This window comes from Anaerotalea alkaliphila (assembly GCF_010179735.1).
Classification (GTDB): Bacteria; Bacillota; Clostridia; order Lachnospirales; family Vallitaleaceae; genus Anaerotalea; species Anaerotalea alkaliphila.
Map to the genome: position 1 here is coordinate 14,851 of NZ_JAAEEH010000031.1, position 16,188 is coordinate 31,038.

Below are 16,188 nucleotides of genomic sequence, written 5' to 3' on the forward strand. Positions count from 1 at the left end.
GTATGGCGAAATGGAGTGTTTTCAAGGAAATCAGCATGGCCGTCCTGAAGACGGCCGTGGTCCTGGTGGCCTTCCTGGCGGTCTATCTGCTGGGGGACCGGGCCTACGGCTACGCCTACAGGGTGATGTACAAATCGACGGAAGCGGCCTTGCACATCGTGACGGTGGAGGTCCAGATCCCCCAGGGAGCCTCCACGGCCACCATCGCCAACATCCTGGAGAGCAACGGGCTGGTGGACAGCGCCATGTACTTTAGGATCATGACCAGGGTCCGGGGGAACGAGGGGAAATACCGGGCGGGCTACTACACCCTGAACACGGGGATGGACGAGTCGGACATCATGAACATCCTGACCTCCGAGGACGCCCAGGGGGAACGGGCGGAGATCACGGTGGCGGAGGGCCAGACGGTGGTCCAAGTCGCCCGGACCCTTTCCACCGCGGGGATCGCCACGGAGGAGGAGTTCGTCCGGGCGGTGAATTCCCGGAACTACGGATACGGCTTCGTGGAGGGGATCCCCGACCGGAACCTGCTGCTCCAGGGCTACCTGCATCCCGGGAACTACCGGCTCTACCAGGGGATCAGTTCCCAGGAAGTGGTGAGCATCCTCCTGGGGGCCTTCGACAAGGCCCTGACCCAGGCGGACCGGGAACGGGCCCGGGAGCTGGGGCTGACCCTGGACGAGGTGGTGACCATCGCCTCCCTGGTGGAGAAGGAAGCCCAGGTGGAGGGGGACAAGGCCCTGGTGTCGGGACTGATCCACAACCGGCTGGCCGCGGGGATGAACCTGTCCCTGCCGTCCACCCTGCGCCATGTGCTGAACAAGTCCCAGGAGCGCCTGCTCCCCCAGGACGCCTGGACCAACTCCCCCTACAACACCTTCCAGACGGAAGGGCTGCCTCCGGGCCCCATCTGCAATCCGGGGCTGGACAGCATCCGGGCGGCGCTGTATCCGGCGGAGCACGAATACCTCTACTTCACCATCAAGGACCCCGTCAGCGGAGCCCTGGAGTTCTACAGGACCCAGGAGGAGCATGGGGCGGCCCTTGCGAGATACGGAAACTACTATTGACCGGGTAAAAAGCGGAATGGGAAAGGGAAGGCGCTTGGGTGCGTTCCGTGGAACCGTTTCGCTTTTTCCCGTGGACGGAAATCGGAAAGGGGAGGGACCATGGACAGGGAATATCTGTTTTCCATCACACCGGGAGGGGACGAGACCCTCCGGCGCATCCGGAAGGAGGCCCAAGCCGACCAGATCCCCATCATCCGGGACGAGGTACGGGGACTGCTGGAATGGCTCATGGCCGTCCACCGGCCCCTGCGGGTCCTGGAGGTGGGGACCGCCTACGGCTACTCCAGCCTCTGCATGGCCCAGCACCTGCCCCCGGGGGCGGTGCTGACCACACTGGAAAGGAACCCGGCCAACGCGGCCCGGGCCCGGGAGAACTTCGGCAGGCTAACCTTCCCCGGGGTGGAGCTCAAGCTCCTGGAGGGGGAGGCGGAGCTGCTGCTTGAGCAGGTCCTTTCGGAAGAGGGCCCCGGGTCCTGCGACTTCATCTTCCTGGACGCGGCCAAGGGGCAGTACCAGACGTTCCTGCCCGCCTGCCTGGCCCTCCTGAAGGGGCGTGGGATCCTGGTTTCGGACAACGTGCTCCAGGAAGGCTTCGTGGCCAAGTCCCGGTACGCCGTCCACCGGCGGAACAGGACCATCCACAAGCGCATGCGGGAGTACCTCTGGAACCTCCAGCACCACCCGCAGCTGGTGACATCCATCCTGTCCTGCGGGGACGGGGTGACCCTGAGCATGAAGAAAGAGGGATCGGAATTGAAGGACATGAAGGAAATGAACAGGCCGGAGCTGCTGATACCGGCGGGAAGCCTGGAGAATCTGAAGATCGCCGTGGGCTACGGAGCCGATGCGGTGTATGTGGGAGGGGAGGCCTTCGGCCTCCGGGCCAAGGCCAAGAACTTCTCCCTGGAGGAGATGAAGGAGGGGGTGGCCTACGCCCACGCCCACGGGGTGAAGGTCTACGTGACCGCCAACATCATCGCCCACAACCGGGACATCGAGGGGGTCCGGGTCTATCTGGAGGAGTTGAAGGACGTGGGGCCCGACGCCCTGATCGTGGCGGACCCGGGGATCCTGATGGCCGCCAAGGAGGTCCTGCCGGGGATGGAGCTGCACCTGTCCACCCAGGCCAACAACACCAATCATGCGGCCCTTTCCTTCTGGCACAGCCAGGGGGTGAAGCGGGTGGTGGTGGCCCGGGAGCTGTCCTTTGCCGAAATCAGGGAGATCCGGGAGAAGGTCCCCCCGACCCTGGACATCGAGGCCTTCGTCCACGGGGCCATGTGCATCTCCTACTCCGGACGCTGCCTGCTGAGCAACTACATGACGGGGAAGGACGCCAACCAGGGGGCCTGCACCCATCCCTGCCGCTGGCGCTACCATCTGGTGGAGGAGACCAGGCCCGGGGAGTACATGCCCATCGAGGAGAACGAGCGGGGGACCTACATCTACAACTCCAAGGACCTGTGCCTGCTGGAGCATATCGACGACCTGATGAAGGCCGGGGTCCGTTCCTTCAAGGTGGAGGGCCGGATGAAGACGGGGCTCTATGTGGCCACGGTGACCCGGGCCTATAGGAACGCCATCGACGACTACCTGAAGGACCCTGCGCTGTACAAGAGGAACATCCCCAAGTACATGGACGAGATCGTGAAGTGCAGCCACCGGCCCTTCACCACGGGCTTCTTCTATGAAAGGCCCGACGGGTCGGAGCAGATCTACGACAACAACAACTACATCCGGGACTTCACCTATGTGGCACGGGTCCTTTCCTACAATCCGGCCACCGGGCGGGCCCTGGTGGAGCAGCGGAACAAGTTCGTGGTGGGGGACCGGGTGGAGGTCATGAAGAAGGACGGCAGGAACCTGGAGGTGGTGGTGGAGGCCATCTGGGATGAGGAGGGGAATCCATTGGAGGCGGCCCCCCATCCCAAGCAGCGGCTATATCTTCCCGTTCCGGAAGCTGTGGAGCCCAACGAGCTGCTTAGGGCCTACTGATTTTGACGGCTTGACATTTATATCCCGTATGATAGAATTGAACCAGCAAGAATTTTCAGTTTATGGCAGGGTGGGGGCGAAAAAGCATGAAAACGAAGAACAAAAGGATCGGTGACCTGCTGGTGGAACTGGGGGTCATCAGCGAATTGCAGCTGGAACATGCATTGGAGCTGCAGAAGGAGAAGAAGATGCTCCTGGGGAAGGTCCTCCTGGAGGAAGGCTATGTGACGGAGGAGCAGATCGTGGACGTGCTGGAGGTCCAGTACGGCATCCGGAGCGTGAAGCTGGACAAGTACAACATCGACCCGGTGGCCACCAGCCTCATCTCGGAGAAGATGGCCAAGCGGTACATGCTGATTCCGGTGAAGCTGGACGAGGAGAACCTGATCGTGGCCATGGCGGATCCCATGAACATCCTGGCCCTGGACGACCTGAAGCTGGCCACGGGCTACGAGGTGACCCCGCTGATCGCCACGGAGCGGGAGATCCTCATCGCAATCGAGCAGTACTACAAGAAGAAGTCGGCGGAGAACACCCTGGAGGAGTTCAGCTCCACCTTCGGGGGAACCATGGAGAAGGACATCACGGAGGAGGACCTGGAGCTGCTGAGCCAGGTCAGCAACGCCCCGGTGGTGAAGCTGGTGGATTCCATCATCATCCAGGCGGTGGACGGCCAGGTCAGCGACATCCACATCGAGCCGGAGGAGGACAAGGTCCGGATCCGGTACCGGGTGGACGGGGACCTGATGGAGCACATGGCCCTGGGCCGGCGCTCCCTTTCCGCCATCATCACCAGGATCAAGATCATGGGCCATCTGGACATCGCGGAGAACCGGGTGCCCCAGGACGGCCGGGTGGAGATGGTCCTGAACGGACATTCCATCGACATGCGGATTTCCGTCATGCCCACGGTCTACGGGGAGAAGGTGGTCATCCGGCTCCTGGACCGTTCCAGCAAGATCCTGACCCTGGGGGACCTGGGGATGTCCAAGGAAGCCATGGAGCTCTATCGGAAGATCATCAAGGCACCCAACGGGATCATCCTGGTGACGGGGCCCACGGGAAGCGGAAAGTCCACCACCCTCTACGCCACCCTGATGGAGATCAACGACATCCGCAGGAACGTGATCACCGTGGAGGACCCGGTGGAGTACAAGCTCTCCGGCATCAACCAGACCCAGGTGAACGACAAGGCGGGGCTCACCTTCGCCCGCTGCCTCCGGTCCATCCTGCGCCAGGACCCGGACATCATCATGATTGGGGAGATCCGGGATGGGGAGACGGCCCAGATCGCCGTACGGGCGGCCATCACCGGCCACCTGGTGCTCTCCACCCTGCACACCAACGACACGGCCTCCACCATGGCCCGTCTGGTGAACATGGGGGTGGAGAACTACCTGATCTCCAGCTCCGTGGTGGGCATCATCGCCCAGCGGCTGGTGAAGCGGATCTGCACCAACTGCAAGGAACCCTACGAGGCGCATCCCTCGGAGCTCCACATGCTGGAGAAGGAACGTGCGACGCTCTTTCGGGGGGCCGGCTGCAACATGTGCAACCACACGGGCTACCGGGGCCGGATCGCCATCTACGAGATCCTGCCGGTGACCAGGAAGATCAAGAACATCGTCACCGCCGGGGGGACCACGGAGGAGATCCGGGACATGGCGGTGGAGGAGGGGATGCTCAGCCTCCACCAGAGCGCCCGGGACCTGGTGCTCTCCGGGGTCACCACCGTGGAGGAGATGGTGCGGATCAGCAGTTCGATGGAGTAGGGAAATTTTACATGCATCACAATAAAAAAAGGGAATTTGCGGTTTTCCGGGTCTGGCGGGAATGCGGGAGAAGCTCCCCATTCCCGTTGCGGAAAACGTTTTACAGATATCGAAATAATGACAAGATGCTGACGTTTTCCTGGAAGGAGTTTTGTATGAATTTGCATGAGATGATGGCTTTGGCTAAAGAGAAGAGGGCTTCCGACCTGCACATCAAGGTGGGTTCCCCGCCGCTGATCCGGGTGGACGGGGAGCTGTTGCCGATCCGGGAGGAGATCCTCCTGCCGGATGAGACGGAGCTGCTGACCCGCCAGTGCACGGGACCGGAGCGTTTCCAGTATCTGGCCCACGAAGGGGACCTGGACTTCTCCTATTCCGCCCCCCATGTGGCCCGGTTCCGGGTGAACGCCTTCCGGCAGCGGAACACCTACGGCATGGCCATGCGGCTGGTGAATACGGAAATCCCCACCCTGAAGAGCCTGAACCTGCCGGCCGTCATGGAGAGCTTCACGGACATGACCCACGGCCTGGTCCTGGTGACGGGCCCCACGGGAAGCGGAAAGTCCACCTCCCTGGCCTCCATGATCCAGATGATCAACGAGAAGCGCAACGCCCACATCATCACCCTGGAGGACCCCATCGAGTACCTCTACAAGAACGCCAAGGCCAGCATCGCCCAGCGGGAGATCGGCCTGGACACCAAGAGCTTCGCCAAGGGCCTCCGGTCCGCCCTGCGCCAGGACCCGGACATCATCCTGGTGGGCGAGATGCGGGACCTGGAGACCATCGAGATCGCCCTCCTGGCGGCGGAGACGGGCCATCTGGTCTTCTCCACCCTCCACACCCTGGGGGCGGCCAAGACCATCGACCGTGTCATCGACGCCTTCCCCACCAACGGCAAGGAGCAGGTGAAGGTCCAGCTGGCCTCGGTCCTCCAGGCCGTGGTCTCCCAGCAGCTCCTGCCCAATAAGACCGGTTTCGGCCGGGTGCCCGTATGCGAGGTCATGGTGGCCAACACCGGGATCCGGAACATGATCCGGGAGGGGAAGACCCACCAGATCCAGAACAGCATCGTCACCGGGAAGAACCAGGGCATGATCACCATGGACGAATCCCTGAAGAACCTGTACCAGAACGGGACCATCACCAAGCAGGAGGCCATCACCCATGCGCTGGACAGGGAAGAGCTGTCAAAAACCATTGACTTCTGACAAAACCCGGTAGTATAATGTGTCTATACACTTAGGCTTCAGTAGAGACGGAAGAAGGTGCGGGGTTTGGAGTACAAGTACAAAGCCATGCGGCCCACGGGGGAGATGTTCGAAGGTGTCTTCGTAGGCAACTCCGTGGAGGAAGTCGCGACCATGCTCCGGGTGAACCAGAACTTTCCGGTGAGCATCCAGGAGAAGGTCAGGGTAGGAAGCAGAGAGATCAACATCGAGAAGAAGGTCACCTCCAAGGATCTGGCGTTCTTCTGCAGACAGCTGCACGCCATGCTGACGGCAGGGAGCACCGTGCTCCGGTGCCTGGACATCATGAAGCAGCAGCTGGACCATAAAGTGCTCAGGGCAACCGTGGGGCAGATGCACACGGACGTCCAGAAGGGCAAGGTCCTGTCGAAGGCCATGGCCGACCATCCCAAGGTGTTTCCCAACCTGATGGTGTTCATGGTGGAATCCGGGGAGCTCAGCGGGACGTTGGACGACATCCTGGAGCGGCTGGCGGTTTACTTCGAGAAGGACTACAAGTTGAAGAACAAGGTTAAAAGTGCGATGGTGTATCCGATTGTGCTTGTGGTGTTGTCGATTGTTGTAGTGAACTTCCTGGTGCTGTTCATCATGCCGACATTCGTGGGGATGTTTGAGAGCAGCGGGGTGGAGTTGCCTGGAACCACAAAATTTTTACTTGGAGTTAGTCGTTTTTTCTTTAACAACATCGGAATAATTTTTATTGGGATATTTTTAGTTTTGGTTTTAATAGTCAGATTCATCGCTAGCGATGCTGGCCGACTGTTTATAGATCGCATAAAATTAAAGATTCCTGTTGTTAAGGAGTTAAATGTAAAGATTATGACAGCGCGGTTTTCAAGGAATTTATCAACTATGCTCTCCAGCGGCGTACCTTTGCTCACCGCTTTGGAAAATATAAGCCGGATCATTGGCAACAAAGTCGTTGAAAACATGCTACAGGAATACCGGGAGGAAATCCAAAAAGGAACGGAGCTCCATGTGGCGGTGAAGAACAGCCACTTCTTTCCACCCATGTTGGATAACATGATGGAAATTGGAAAGGAGTCCGGTACCTTGGACAACATCCTGGGAAAGACGGCCGACTACTATGACGAGGAAGTGGAACAGGCGCTGCAACGGCTGGTGACGCTCTTCGAACCCATGATGATACTTGTTTTGGGAGTGGTTATCGGGTTCATAGTAATTTCCATGTACATGCCACTATTTGATTTGGCCCAGACGATTTAGTCTGCCGAGGAGAGAAAGAGAAGAAATAGGGAATAGAAAGAAAGACAGAGAAACTACTAGATTTGGGGCAACCATTACAGCGTAGGAGGTAGGATTATGAAGACACTAATGAAGCGGATGAAGGACAGAAAAGGTTTCACACTGATTGAGTTGATTGTGGTTATTGCGATTATTGCGATTTTGGCGGTGATTGCGATTCCAAGGTTTACAGGATTTCAGGAAAGTGCGGGTAAAAGGGCCACTTTGGCGGACGCAAAAACAGTTGCGACAACGGTAGAGGCTTACAAAGCAGAAACAGGTAACTGGCCAGCATCTCAGACAGTTATTCAAGATTATCTTGGAAAGACTTTAGAAAACGGAGTAGTTTCTGCAATAGCAACAGATGGCAGTTTTTCTTATACTAAAACTGTTCAAGGGAAAAGTTATACTGCAACAGTTGCAGCTGGTGGGGCCATAACCGTAGCAAATGGCGTGGCTGTAACAGGTAGTTAAAGCAATGTAAGCAAATTAATTTAAAGGGCAACCATTTGGTTGCCCTTTAAATTAATTTAAGGATATAAAGAAATGAGATGAAGTATGAATAAAAAAGTATGGAGATGTAAGAATAGAGATTTTGACTTGCATCTTATAATAATAATTATTGCGGTTATACCAATGGTATTGATTCAATCAATTAAAATTGTTGAATTGCATGGTCACATTTTTGAATATTATGACTTGTATAATTCAGGTAAAGTAATTACATTAAATATTTTATTGATTCCAGTCGTTTTAATTTTGTATGAAAAATATCGTCTTTTAGGAACTTCAATACTTACTTTAAATTCAAAAATTTATCTAGCGTTTGTTATATGGGCTTCTATATCTGCATTGATATCTCCCTATAAACTAAATAGCTTATTTGGATGGCCATATCGTCTTCAAGGAGCCGTTACATATGGATTCTATTTAGTGGTATACATTTTTACAGAATATTGCATAGATGCAAAAAATATAAAAAAAACACTTCATTGGTTGCTATATAGTGCTTCAATTATTTCGATTTATGCAGTCTTACAGTTTTATGGAATAGAGCCACTTACGAGTTTATATGGAGAATATCTGGACGGTGGAGTACATTCGACCATCGGCAATAGGAATTTTCTAGGAAGCTATATGTGTATGGTTGGTGCAACAAGTATTTTTATCTATTTGAAAGATGAAGGGAAGAATTCTAAATGTTATTTTGTTGTTTCAAACATTGTATTTATAGGTCTACTGGTATCACAAACTAGAGGTGCGTGGTTAGGTTATACAGGAGCTTGTTTATTGATTTTATTACTCAATAAGCATACTTGGCAATTAATAAAGGCTAAGGTATTTCTCTTAGTAATCTGTATGATTTTGTTGACGTTTTTGCTTGATTTAACTAGTCAAGGAAAATTATCGGGACGGCTAGTTAATAGCATTGCAGAAGTCGAGTCAATGCAAGCAGGAGAAATTAGCAGCTTAGGATCGAGCCGCATGTATATCTATCAGAGAAGCCTGAAAATTTTTTTAGAGAATCCAATATTTGGAACTGGTCCAGACAACCTTGCATATTTTATTGATGTGACACAGGAAGACGCACAAAAATATTTTGGTAGGAATTTTATCATCATTGATAAAGCGCACAGTGAATACCTTGAGTATGCTACAACCATGGGGTTTCCAGGATTGTTGTTCTATATTTGGTTTGTAGGAAGAATCATGTTTAAAAGCTATAAACAGAGATTGTCGTTTTCATCCTATCAATGGGGAATATTTGCCGGAATTTTAGGGTATCTCTTGCAGGCAACTTTCAACATCGGATCGATTAGTGTCATGCCAATTTACTTTGTGTTTTTGGGGATGTTGGAAAAAAGTGTCTTTACATCAACTCCCAATGCGGTTTACAAGATAATTGCATAGGAGTATAATGAAATCACATATCCGACTGAAGGTAGCACAATCTCGTATTTGGAGGTGTAAAAATGAAAATACACATTTTTGTTTCTAGAAACCATGGATTTAGTTTCGTCTGGGTTATCATGCTTATGGTACTACTTTCCATACTGGGCATGGCATTGCTTTCTGTTAGCTTCGCAGAAACACAACATGCAGCTCGCTCAGAAAAACAGCTCCAGACAAATTACATTGCGAGATCTGGAGCTGAAGCGGGATTTAAAAAGATTTCAATATTGGATTCACAAGAGGATATTGAGGCGTTTGTTCAGAGTGCAAACAGCTTAACTGGTCTGAAAGACAATGTTTTAGGAAATGGGGAATACGACATCTCTTATGTTGTAGACGAGAGCGGATATTATATTGCGATAGTAGCTGATGCGGTACATTCACAGGATTCAGCGATTACGAGTAGGGTGACGTTATTTGTTCAGTCAATGATAGAGCGTTTAGACAACAGTGGGCAGTGGACAGAATGCCCCAAAACATGGCGCCGTGCAGCCAATCTCTGGAACGATGTTAATCCTAATGTTAATTCGGAATTGGATTATACCGGTCATGCAGTAGTAATAACTGGTACGCCAACAAAATCACCACAAAATTCGATTAATGAGTCGATTTTTCGAGCAAATGTTTTGGTTTTTCGCGGACAAGATAATTCGGGCGTTACTTTCATGCAACAGGTAAACACCAATGATATTAGTCTTGATGCGGAAGTAATCATATTTGAAGGTAATGTGCAGTTGAGAGATGGTTCGGCGAGTGTTTTTTTGACATGTTCGGAAGACGTGTTGGGCGGAACCTTAAGTCCTTGGACATATCATAGTATCGTTGGTTTTGAGGATAGAGACAGGTATTTTGATTTTATTGATGCCGATGATCCAGGAGAAGAAGATGAAGACCATCCGTATAACACTTACGAGTTTGATTTGTCAGAAAATTATGGAGTTATGCTTCTTGAAGGAAATGCAAAGGATAGGTATGAAAATATGATACTATCAAGCGGAGTTTATTATTATCGAAATGGTGCAGATTTGAATAACCTAGTCGAAGACGATTTAATTAAAGCCGCCTCTGATGATCCGATTATTGATGAAATATATAAAAAGTACGGCGTGCCATACATAAAGTCTAGTATTAATAAATATTTTTATACAGATGACATGGAGTAAATGGGGGTGAATCAATGCGATTTATCAAAAGCGAATCAGGGCTAACATTGGTTGAGGTGATTATTTCTGTCGCTATAATTGGGATTATTGCGGTGTCGTTTTTAAATATGTTTTCATTTAGCTTCGATAGTATTTATAGTATGGGAAGAAAGACAGAGGCAACACGAATTGCCCAAGGCTATATGGATTTGTATTATGAAAACGAACCTGTTTACAATAAATTATCAGATATCGCAGACGAAGTAATGGCTGCAGATGGTGTGCCAATACAATACACTGTTTCTTCTCCTATCGTAATCGGACCCAATACGGATGGATTATATTCAGTAACTATTACAGTATTTTATCGTGACGGTACCCGTTCAGTTTCATTGACAGCACTCGTACCCTAGAGAGGAGGATTGTCGATGTCTAAGAGAAAAGTCATTCAATATGTCTTAAACAAAAAGGGAATAACATTAGTGGAATTGATTATTGCAATAGGTGTTTCTACAGTTGTTATTGGTGTAGTTGCAACAATGTTTTTGTTTGGTAATAATGTATTTGGAAAAGCAGAAAGGCAGTATGATATACAAAGTGATCTTCGGTTGGCTTCTGATTATTTACAGCAACAATTGCATTATGCTTCATATTTGTATGTAGTGGACGAACTAGGTGGGCATCAAGATCTTTCAGATATGCCCGAGATACAAGCTGAGTATCTGGAGTACATTTATATAGATAATGATAATTATCTGGTTCATGTCAAGGCGGATGGTACGGGAGGATATCTACCTGTATTCAGAACTTCTTTTAAACTTGAGGATACGACCTTTGCTCTCCAAAATAATCACTTAGTTATAGAAGTAAAAGATGAACAAAGAAGCGAGCAGAGTTATGAACTATCTTCAAAAATTTTGTTGCCGAATTTAATGCTATATAGAGATGGAATTACAGAAGGCCCAGACAAGGCCGTTGTATTTGCAAGAGATATTGCATCATTTGCTTTGCTTGGGGGAACCTTTGGTGATTCAGAGCTAACATATGAAGAAATTGTAGCGATTGTACAGAATGCACTTGCAAGTATTAGTACTCTACAGTTCGCATCATCTGCTCCTGCAACACACAATAAGCCACAAGTAAATATTCCGGCAACAGCTGGAATCTCTTATAAATTTACAGCTGCTTCAGCCAATAATCCTGCAATAATAAAAATTTCGGAACAAGGAACCTATGTTACTATTACAAGACCAGGTGGAGGCAGCAGAGCAGGAACGATTACACTACAGGCTACAAAAGGCACCTACTCAGCTACCAAAGTGTTTAGTGTGACAATTCCCAGCCATCCAGATTCGGTAATAATTGTGCCACAATAAGAGTCGAGCATTTCAGCAAGCAACATCGTCGGGGCTTGAATCTTTTCAGATTCCCAGGAGAGCAACCTCGCCGGGGCGAGTGATCTTTTCACCCCGTAAGGGGGAAGGCCCCGTCGAGGAAAGGGGCCAGGCCGTGCGTCTAAGCAATGTCGCACCATATAGTGGGAGGGAACCCCACCGGGTAAGGTAGACCAACCGCCCGTAGTTAGCCTTGGAGCTTGCCCGGCGACGGGTAAGTTTAAGCGTAGGCAAACAAGATAGCAGGCTGAAAGCTGAAAAGTTGAAGTGATTAAGCCCCGTAATCCCAAATCGGTGAAGGCAGATGCTCTGGTCTGAAGCAGAATGCAAAACCGCAGCAGACGCAAATGGTAAGAATGCTGCGGCTTCCCCGGGGTCGTTGAACTCGGCATGCTAGACATTGATATGGTGCGGTAACTTAGGAGACCCTAACAGCTCTTCGGGTGCAGACCTGGAGTACGCATAACAAGCGATAATAAAGCGAGGAAGGCGGAAGGCGTTAGGGAGTCGGACTGTGTAATAGTACTGATGAAACGGGGTAATTCCCGCGGAGGGAAGGACACAGCATACTATTGACCTTGCTGGAGAAACATTACCTACACATGGAGGTAGAACAGATAATGGAAACGAAACTGGCAAGGATAGCACGAATAGCTAAAGAAAGGCCGAAGGAAAGGATAACATCCCTTGCTGGGCTGATTGACAAGGAAAGCCTGACGGAAAGGCATAACCAGCTTAATGGTAGGAAAGCCGCAGGTGTGGACCAGGTGACCAAAGACGAATACGAAAGCAATCTGGAAAACAACATAGAGTCTTTGGTGGAACAAATGAAGCGGCAAGCCTACAAGCCTCAACCGGTCAAGAGGGTCTACATACCCAAACCGGGAACGGACGACAAACGCCCGCTTGGCATACTGGCGTATGAAGACAAGCTGGTGCAAAGTGTCTTAAGCGACATCCTGAACGCCGTGTATGACGGGGATTTTCTGGACTGTTCCTACGGATTCAGACCGAACCGCGGATGTCATGACGCGCTCAAGGCGGTGAACAAAATCATCCAGGACAAGAACATCCACTATGTGGTGGATGCGGACATCAGGGGGTTTTTCGACAACATGGACCACGAGTGGATTATGAAGTTCATCGACCATAGGATTGCGGATGTGAATCTGAGGAGGCTGCTTGTGAGGTTCCTGAAATCCGGACTGATGGAGAATGGTGAACGCCATGAGACTTTGGTCGGGGCACCGCAGGGAGGACAAGTATCTCCGATACTGGGGAATGTGTACTTGCACTATGCTCTCGATCTGTGGTTCGAGAAAGTCATCCGGAAGCGTTTCAAAGGGGCCGCTTACATGGTCAGATACGCTGATGACAGTGTGTTCTGCTTTGAACGGAAGGAAGAGGCCCAAGAATTCTACCGGTTGCAAGCAACCTCGCCGGGGCGAGTGATCTTTTCACCCCGCAAGGGGGAAGGCCCCGTCGAGGAAAGGGGCCTGGCCCCATGAATTATTGTTAAATCGGCTGGAAACGCTTGACAAAGCACACGGTTCCTGATTTGATAACCGAACCTGTTTTGATGATCCGGATTGGATTGAAACCAGGTTGATGGCGAACAAGAAAGTAGGCCAGAAGGACAGGAAGCGAGCAACCTCGCCGGGGCGAGTGATCTTTTCACCCCGCAAGGGGGAAGGCCCCGTCGAGGAAAGGGGCCAGGCCCTATGAATTATTGTTAAATCGGCTGGAAACGCTTGACAAAGCACACGGCTAGTGATTTGACAACCGAACCTGTTTTGATGATCCGGATTGGATTTAAAACAGGTTGATGGCGAACAAGAAAGCAGACCAGAAGGACAGGAAGCGAAGCAGCTGAGTGTTCTTCTTTTCTTTGCCTTCATCTTTGCACGAAACAAATGCTTTGCGAATAGATTTACCGGAGGACAATGCAGAAGGGGATTGTAAGTGAACGGATAATAATCTATAATTAGCTTGGAAAGTAAATTGTTGCCTTGGGTTTCAAGTTATTCTATGAGGTGATCAAACGTGACTATAGCAGATATAAAAAATGCAGTGGTTCAAGTTGCTCCTTCCTATCCGGTGCTGAGCATTGACTTGTTTGGTTCCTTTGCAAACGGAAAGAATGCAGAGGGCTCGGATGTGGATTTGCTTGTATGCTTTGATGAAAAAGTTGCAAGTTTGTTTGATGTGTCAGGACTTAAGTTTGATATCCAGGCTAAACTGAACACTAGAGTAGATATTGTTGCCGGACCTCTAATGGAAAACAGCTATCTCACTATTGACAAAAAGGTAAGAATCTATGAAGCATAGGGATATTCAATTACTGAAAAAAATCATATCCGAATGTAAAGATATCATTCGCTATACAAATGAAGTTGGTGAAAAAAGATTTCTAGAAAATGACATTTACCAGAAGGCAACAGCAATGTCACTTCTTAACATAGGTGAACACGCCAACGCTCTAACGGAAGAGGTATGGACGGAGAACAAGGATATACAGTGGCGAAAAATTGTTGATCTTAGAAATATTGTTGCACATGGGTATGGTGAATTAAGGATGGAGCTTGTTTGGAATTTGTCTCGGAAGGAGGTTCCAGAACTAATGTTACAACTTGAAGAATTGCTGAAGGAAGTGTGAAATAATGCCTTGCAAATAGGTTTGGCAAACTGTATTTGATCAATTGAAGAAACCATCACATACTTGTTCTAACTGCGGAATAGAACTGGTTGACTATCATGGCACCTGCATCTCGTCTTCATAGTATAATTGCAAGGCTTCTGTTAGATTTTCAATTGCTTCCTCAATCGTGTGACCTTGAGAAGCGACATTGTTTTCAATACACTTGGCAACGTACCAATCATCTTCTTTTTGTATTACGACGGTTGCTTGAAATCTCATGTCATCACCTCGATTAAATATGGGTTGTTACTGGTCCTTCATCGTTCGACCGGGAGTGAAGGAACGCCTCGCTGAGGGAACCTTACCAAATCATACAACTTTGCGTTCACATAAATCCGTTCTTTACCTATTTTTTCGGAAGCAAGAAAACCCTCTTTTTCAAGAGAGGATAGGTACGTTGTTATGATATTCTCAATGGCAGAACTGTCTTTGGATTCATTGATCATAACTGCGTTGATTAGAATGTGCTTGTTCATTACAAACACCTCCCCGATATAGGTATGCTAAAGCCTTTTTTTACCTGCGTCAAGGAGATGAGGGTAAATTCCTATGAATTTTACCCTGTGTTCTTCATTTCTTTGCCTTCATCTTTGCACGTTCACATTTGCATGATCTTTCTCAAAAGAGCTGTGGCAATAATACAGAGCGTTATTCCAGCCGGTCCAGTCTACGGGGCACCCTACAAAACGACATTGACGTACGCACATGCGTACGCTATAATGTAAATACGAAAGAGGTGATTACCGTGAATATAATCAATGCTACGAATGCAAGAAGGAGTTTGTACCAGTTGATCACAGATGTGAATGTCAATGCAGAACCCATTACCATCATCAACAACAAAGGGAAAAATGCAGTGCTCATATCGGAAGATGAATGGAAAGCAATAGAAGAAACGATCTATCTCAACCAAATTCCCAATATGGCAAAAAGCATTCTTGAAGGCGCAATGGAACCTTTATCAGAATGTGCAAAATACGAAAGGGATGAGGAATGGTAGAGTATGACATTTATTTCTCGAAACAGGCAGCCAAAGACAAAAAACTGGTCAAGCAAGCTGGTTTGGAAAACAAAACAAGAACACTGATTGAAATAATAAAAATCGATCCCTTTCAAAATCCACCACCATATGAAAAACTGGTTGGCAATTTTGATGGGTTGTTTTCAAGAAGAATCAGTTTTCAACACCGGCTAGTGTATCAGATAATAGAAGCGGAAAAGGCCATAAAGATTTTGAGGATGTGGTCGCATTACGAGGATATCAGATAATGCGGGGCCAGGCCCCATGAACTGCGGATTGCATTGAAACCGAGTTGATACCGAACAAGAAAGCAGGCCAGAAGGACAGGAAGCGAAGCAGCTGAGTGTTCTTCTTTTCTTTGCCCTAAACTTTGTATGAAACAAATGTTTGCGAATAGGTATGGCGTCGTTGAAGCCCCCCGCATTCCGGTGATCAAAGAGTTGGAAAATGGCTCCGACGCCTTACAGGAATTTCCGGAGGACAATGAGGAAAGGGATTGTAAGTGGACGGATAATGGCCTATAATTCATAAGTGAAGTATCACATTTGGAGCAATCAAAAAAGAGCAACTAGAGACGAACTCCAGTTGCTCCAAATGTGGTTCTTCACGATTGTACCAACTCGCGGATGTTAGCCGGTGATCCGG

The 16,188-nt window shown here is 49.7% G+C and carries 17 protein-coding genes and 1 pseudogene; 16 read left to right on the forward strand and 2 right to left on the reverse strand.

Going from position 1 to position 16,188, the window contains the following annotated elements; all coding sequences use genetic code 11:
- Window positions 1-2 precede the first annotated feature (2 nt).
- The 14 genes and pseudogenes from mltG (at window position 3) to GXN74_RS10845 (ending at window position 14,480) form a co-directional block, all read left to right on the forward strand.
- A complete protein-coding gene (mltG, locus tag GXN74_RS10785) occupies window positions 3-1,073 on the forward strand; it encodes an endolytic transglycosylase MltG (RefSeq protein ID WP_162370951.1) in 1,071 nt (356 codons plus the stop codon).
- Window positions 1,074-1,172: 99 nt separating this feature from the next.
- Window positions 1,173-1,799 (forward strand): annotated as a pseudogene (locus GXN74_RS14545) (O-methyltransferase); the annotation flags it as partial.
- A gap of 45 nt (window positions 1,800-1,844) precedes the next feature.
- Window positions 1,845-3,068 (forward strand): peptidase U32 family protein, encoded by a 1,224-nt coding sequence (locus GXN74_RS14550; protein ID WP_246208686.1) that lies wholly within the window; start codon window positions 1,845-1,847, stop codon window positions 3,066-3,068.
- An 86-nt stretch (window positions 3,069-3,154) separates the two neighbouring features.
- Window positions 3,155-4,840, forward strand: a complete 1,686-nt coding sequence (locus GXN74_RS10795; RefSeq protein WP_162370953.1) for a GspE/PulE family protein — start codon at window positions 3,155-3,157, stop codon at window positions 4,838-4,840.
- A 155-nt stretch (window positions 4,841-4,995) separates the two neighbouring features.
- A complete protein-coding gene (locus tag GXN74_RS10800; protein WP_162370954.1) occupies window positions 4,996-6,051 on the forward strand; it encodes a type IV pilus twitching motility protein PilT in 1,056 nt (351 codons plus the stop codon).
- Between the two features lie 153 nt (window positions 6,052-6,204).
- Window positions 6,205-7,317, forward strand: a complete 1,113-nt coding sequence (locus GXN74_RS10805) for a type II secretion system F family protein (RefSeq protein ID WP_162370955.1) — start codon at window positions 6,205-6,207, stop codon at window positions 7,315-7,317.
- A gap of 96 nt (window positions 7,318-7,413) precedes the next feature.
- Entirely contained in the window at window positions 7,414-7,809 is a 396-nt protein-coding gene (locus tag GXN74_RS14750; RefSeq protein WP_281355226.1) for a prepilin-type N-terminal cleavage/methylation domain-containing protein, read from the forward strand.
- 84 nt (window positions 7,810-7,893) lie between these two features.
- Window positions 7,894-9,246 carry an O-antigen ligase family protein gene (locus GXN74_RS10815; RefSeq protein WP_162370956.1) on the forward strand — a complete coding sequence of 451 codons (1,353 nt, stop codon included), beginning with the start codon at window positions 7,894-7,896 and terminating at the stop codon, window positions 9,244-9,246.
- Window positions 9,247-9,308: 62 nt separating this feature from the next.
- Complete coding sequence (locus GXN74_RS10820; RefSeq protein ID WP_162370957.1) at window positions 9,309-10,451, forward strand: type IV pilus modification PilV family protein; 1,143 nt, start codon at window positions 9,309-9,311, stop codon at window positions 10,449-10,451.
- A 14-nt stretch (window positions 10,452-10,465) separates the two neighbouring features.
- Window positions 10,466-10,843 carry a prepilin-type N-terminal cleavage/methylation domain-containing protein gene (locus GXN74_RS10825; protein ID WP_162370958.1) on the forward strand — a complete coding sequence of 126 codons (378 nt, stop codon included), beginning with the start codon at window positions 10,466-10,468 and terminating at the stop codon, window positions 10,841-10,843.
- Between the two features lie 15 nt (window positions 10,844-10,858).
- Entirely contained in the window at window positions 10,859-11,806 is a 948-nt protein-coding gene (locus GXN74_RS10830; protein WP_162370959.1) for a hypothetical protein, read from the forward strand.
- A 638-nt stretch (window positions 11,807-12,444) separates the two neighbouring features.
- Window positions 12,445-13,332, forward strand: coding sequence for a reverse transcriptase domain-containing protein (locus tag GXN74_RS10835; RefSeq protein WP_162370960.1), 888 nt, complete (start codon window positions 12,445-12,447; stop codon window positions 13,330-13,332).
- A 535-nt stretch (window positions 13,333-13,867) separates the two neighbouring features.
- The gene (locus GXN74_RS10840) at window positions 13,868-14,152 is read left to right on the forward strand and encodes a nucleotidyltransferase domain-containing protein (RefSeq protein ID WP_162370961.1); all 285 of its coding nucleotides are present in this window, start codon (window positions 13,868-13,870) and stop codon (window positions 14,150-14,152) included.
- Window positions 14,142-14,480 (forward strand): HepT-like ribonuclease domain-containing protein, encoded by a 339-nt coding sequence (locus tag GXN74_RS10845; RefSeq protein ID WP_162370962.1) that lies wholly within the window; start codon window positions 14,142-14,144, stop codon window positions 14,478-14,480. Before GXN74_RS10840 ends, GXN74_RS10845 begins: the two co-directional genes overlap by 11 nt.
- Before the next feature lie 96 nt (window positions 14,481-14,576).
- On the opposite strand, the gene GXN74_RS10850 is transcribed toward GXN74_RS10845, so the two are convergent.
- Both GXN74_RS10850 and GXN74_RS10855 read right to left on the reverse strand, forming a co-directional pair.
- Complete coding sequence (locus GXN74_RS10850; RefSeq protein ID WP_162370963.1) at window positions 14,577-14,741, reverse strand: type II toxin-antitoxin system HicB family antitoxin; 165 nt, start codon at window positions 14,739-14,741, stop codon at window positions 14,577-14,579.
- A 38-nt stretch (window positions 14,742-14,779) separates the two neighbouring features.
- Window positions 14,780-14,998, reverse strand: coding sequence for a Fic/DOC family N-terminal domain-containing protein (locus tag GXN74_RS10855; RefSeq protein ID WP_162370964.1), 219 nt, complete (start codon window positions 14,996-14,998; stop codon window positions 14,780-14,782).
- 269 nt (window positions 14,999-15,267) lie between these two features.
- On the opposite strand from GXN74_RS10855, the gene GXN74_RS14560 reads away from it, so the two are divergent.
- Both GXN74_RS14560 and GXN74_RS10865 read left to right on the forward strand, forming a co-directional pair.
- On the forward strand, window positions 15,268-15,522 hold the full coding sequence (locus GXN74_RS14560) for a type II toxin-antitoxin system prevent-host-death family antitoxin (RefSeq protein WP_162370965.1): 255 nt from the start codon (window positions 15,268-15,270) through the stop codon (window positions 15,520-15,522).
- Window positions 15,516-15,791: a Txe/YoeB family addiction module toxin gene (locus GXN74_RS10865; RefSeq protein WP_162370966.1), complete on the forward strand. Its 276-nt coding sequence runs from the start codon at window positions 15,516-15,518 to the stop codon at window positions 15,789-15,791. The genes GXN74_RS14560 and GXN74_RS10865 overlap by 7 nt, the downstream gene beginning before the upstream one ends.
- The last annotated feature ends 397 nt before the right edge of the window (window positions 15,792-16,188 follow it).

Excerpts from the sequence above, each read along its gene's own strand:
- GXN74_RS10835 (WP_162370960.1), top strand. The coding sequence starts at position 12,445 with ATGGAAACGAAACTGGCAAGGATAGCACGAATAGCTAAAGAAAGGCCG.
- GXN74_RS10800 (WP_162370954.1), top strand. The coding sequence starts at position 4,996 with ATGAATTTGCATGAGATGATGGCTTTGGCTAAAGAGAAGAGGGCTTCC.
- GXN74_RS14750 (WP_281355226.1), top strand. The coding sequence starts at position 7,414 with ATGAAGACACTAATGAAGCGGATGAAGGACAGAAAAGGTTTCACACTG.
- GXN74_RS14550 (WP_246208686.1), top strand. The coding sequence starts at position 1,845 with ATGAACAGGCCGGAGCTGCTGATACCGGCGGGAAGCCTGGAGAATCTG.
- GXN74_RS10865 (WP_162370966.1), top strand. The coding sequence starts at position 15,516 with ATGGTAGAGTATGACATTTATTTCTCGAAACAGGCAGCCAAAGACAAA.
- GXN74_RS10850 (WP_162370963.1), bottom strand. The coding sequence starts at position 14,741 with ATGAGATTTCAAGCAACCGTCGTAATACAAAAAGAAGATGATTGGTAC.
- GXN74_RS10845 (WP_162370962.1), top strand. The coding sequence starts at position 14,142 with ATGAAGCATAGGGATATTCAATTACTGAAAAAAATCATATCCGAATGT.
- GXN74_RS10855 (WP_162370964.1), bottom strand. The coding sequence starts at position 14,998 with ATGAACAAGCACATTCTAATCAACGCAGTTATGATCAATGAATCCAAA.
- mltG (WP_162370951.1), top strand. The coding sequence starts at position 3 with ATGGCGAAATGGAGTGTTTTCAAGGAAATCAGCATGGCCGTCCTGAAG.
- GXN74_RS10815 (WP_162370956.1), top strand. The coding sequence starts at position 7,894 with ATGAATAAAAAAGTATGGAGATGTAAGAATAGAGATTTTGACTTGCAT.
- GXN74_RS10805 (WP_162370955.1), top strand. The coding sequence starts at position 6,205 with ATGCTCCGGGTGAACCAGAACTTTCCGGTGAGCATCCAGGAGAAGGTC.
- GXN74_RS10795 (WP_162370953.1), top strand. The coding sequence starts at position 3,155 with ATGAAAACGAAGAACAAAAGGATCGGTGACCTGCTGGTGGAACTGGGG.
- GXN74_RS10825 (WP_162370958.1), top strand. The coding sequence starts at position 10,466 with ATGCGATTTATCAAAAGCGAATCAGGGCTAACATTGGTTGAGGTGATT.
- GXN74_RS10830 (WP_162370959.1), top strand. The coding sequence starts at position 10,859 with ATGTCTAAGAGAAAAGTCATTCAATATGTCTTAAACAAAAAGGGAATA.
- GXN74_RS10820 (WP_162370957.1), top strand. The coding sequence starts at position 9,309 with ATGAAAATACACATTTTTGTTTCTAGAAACCATGGATTTAGTTTCGTC.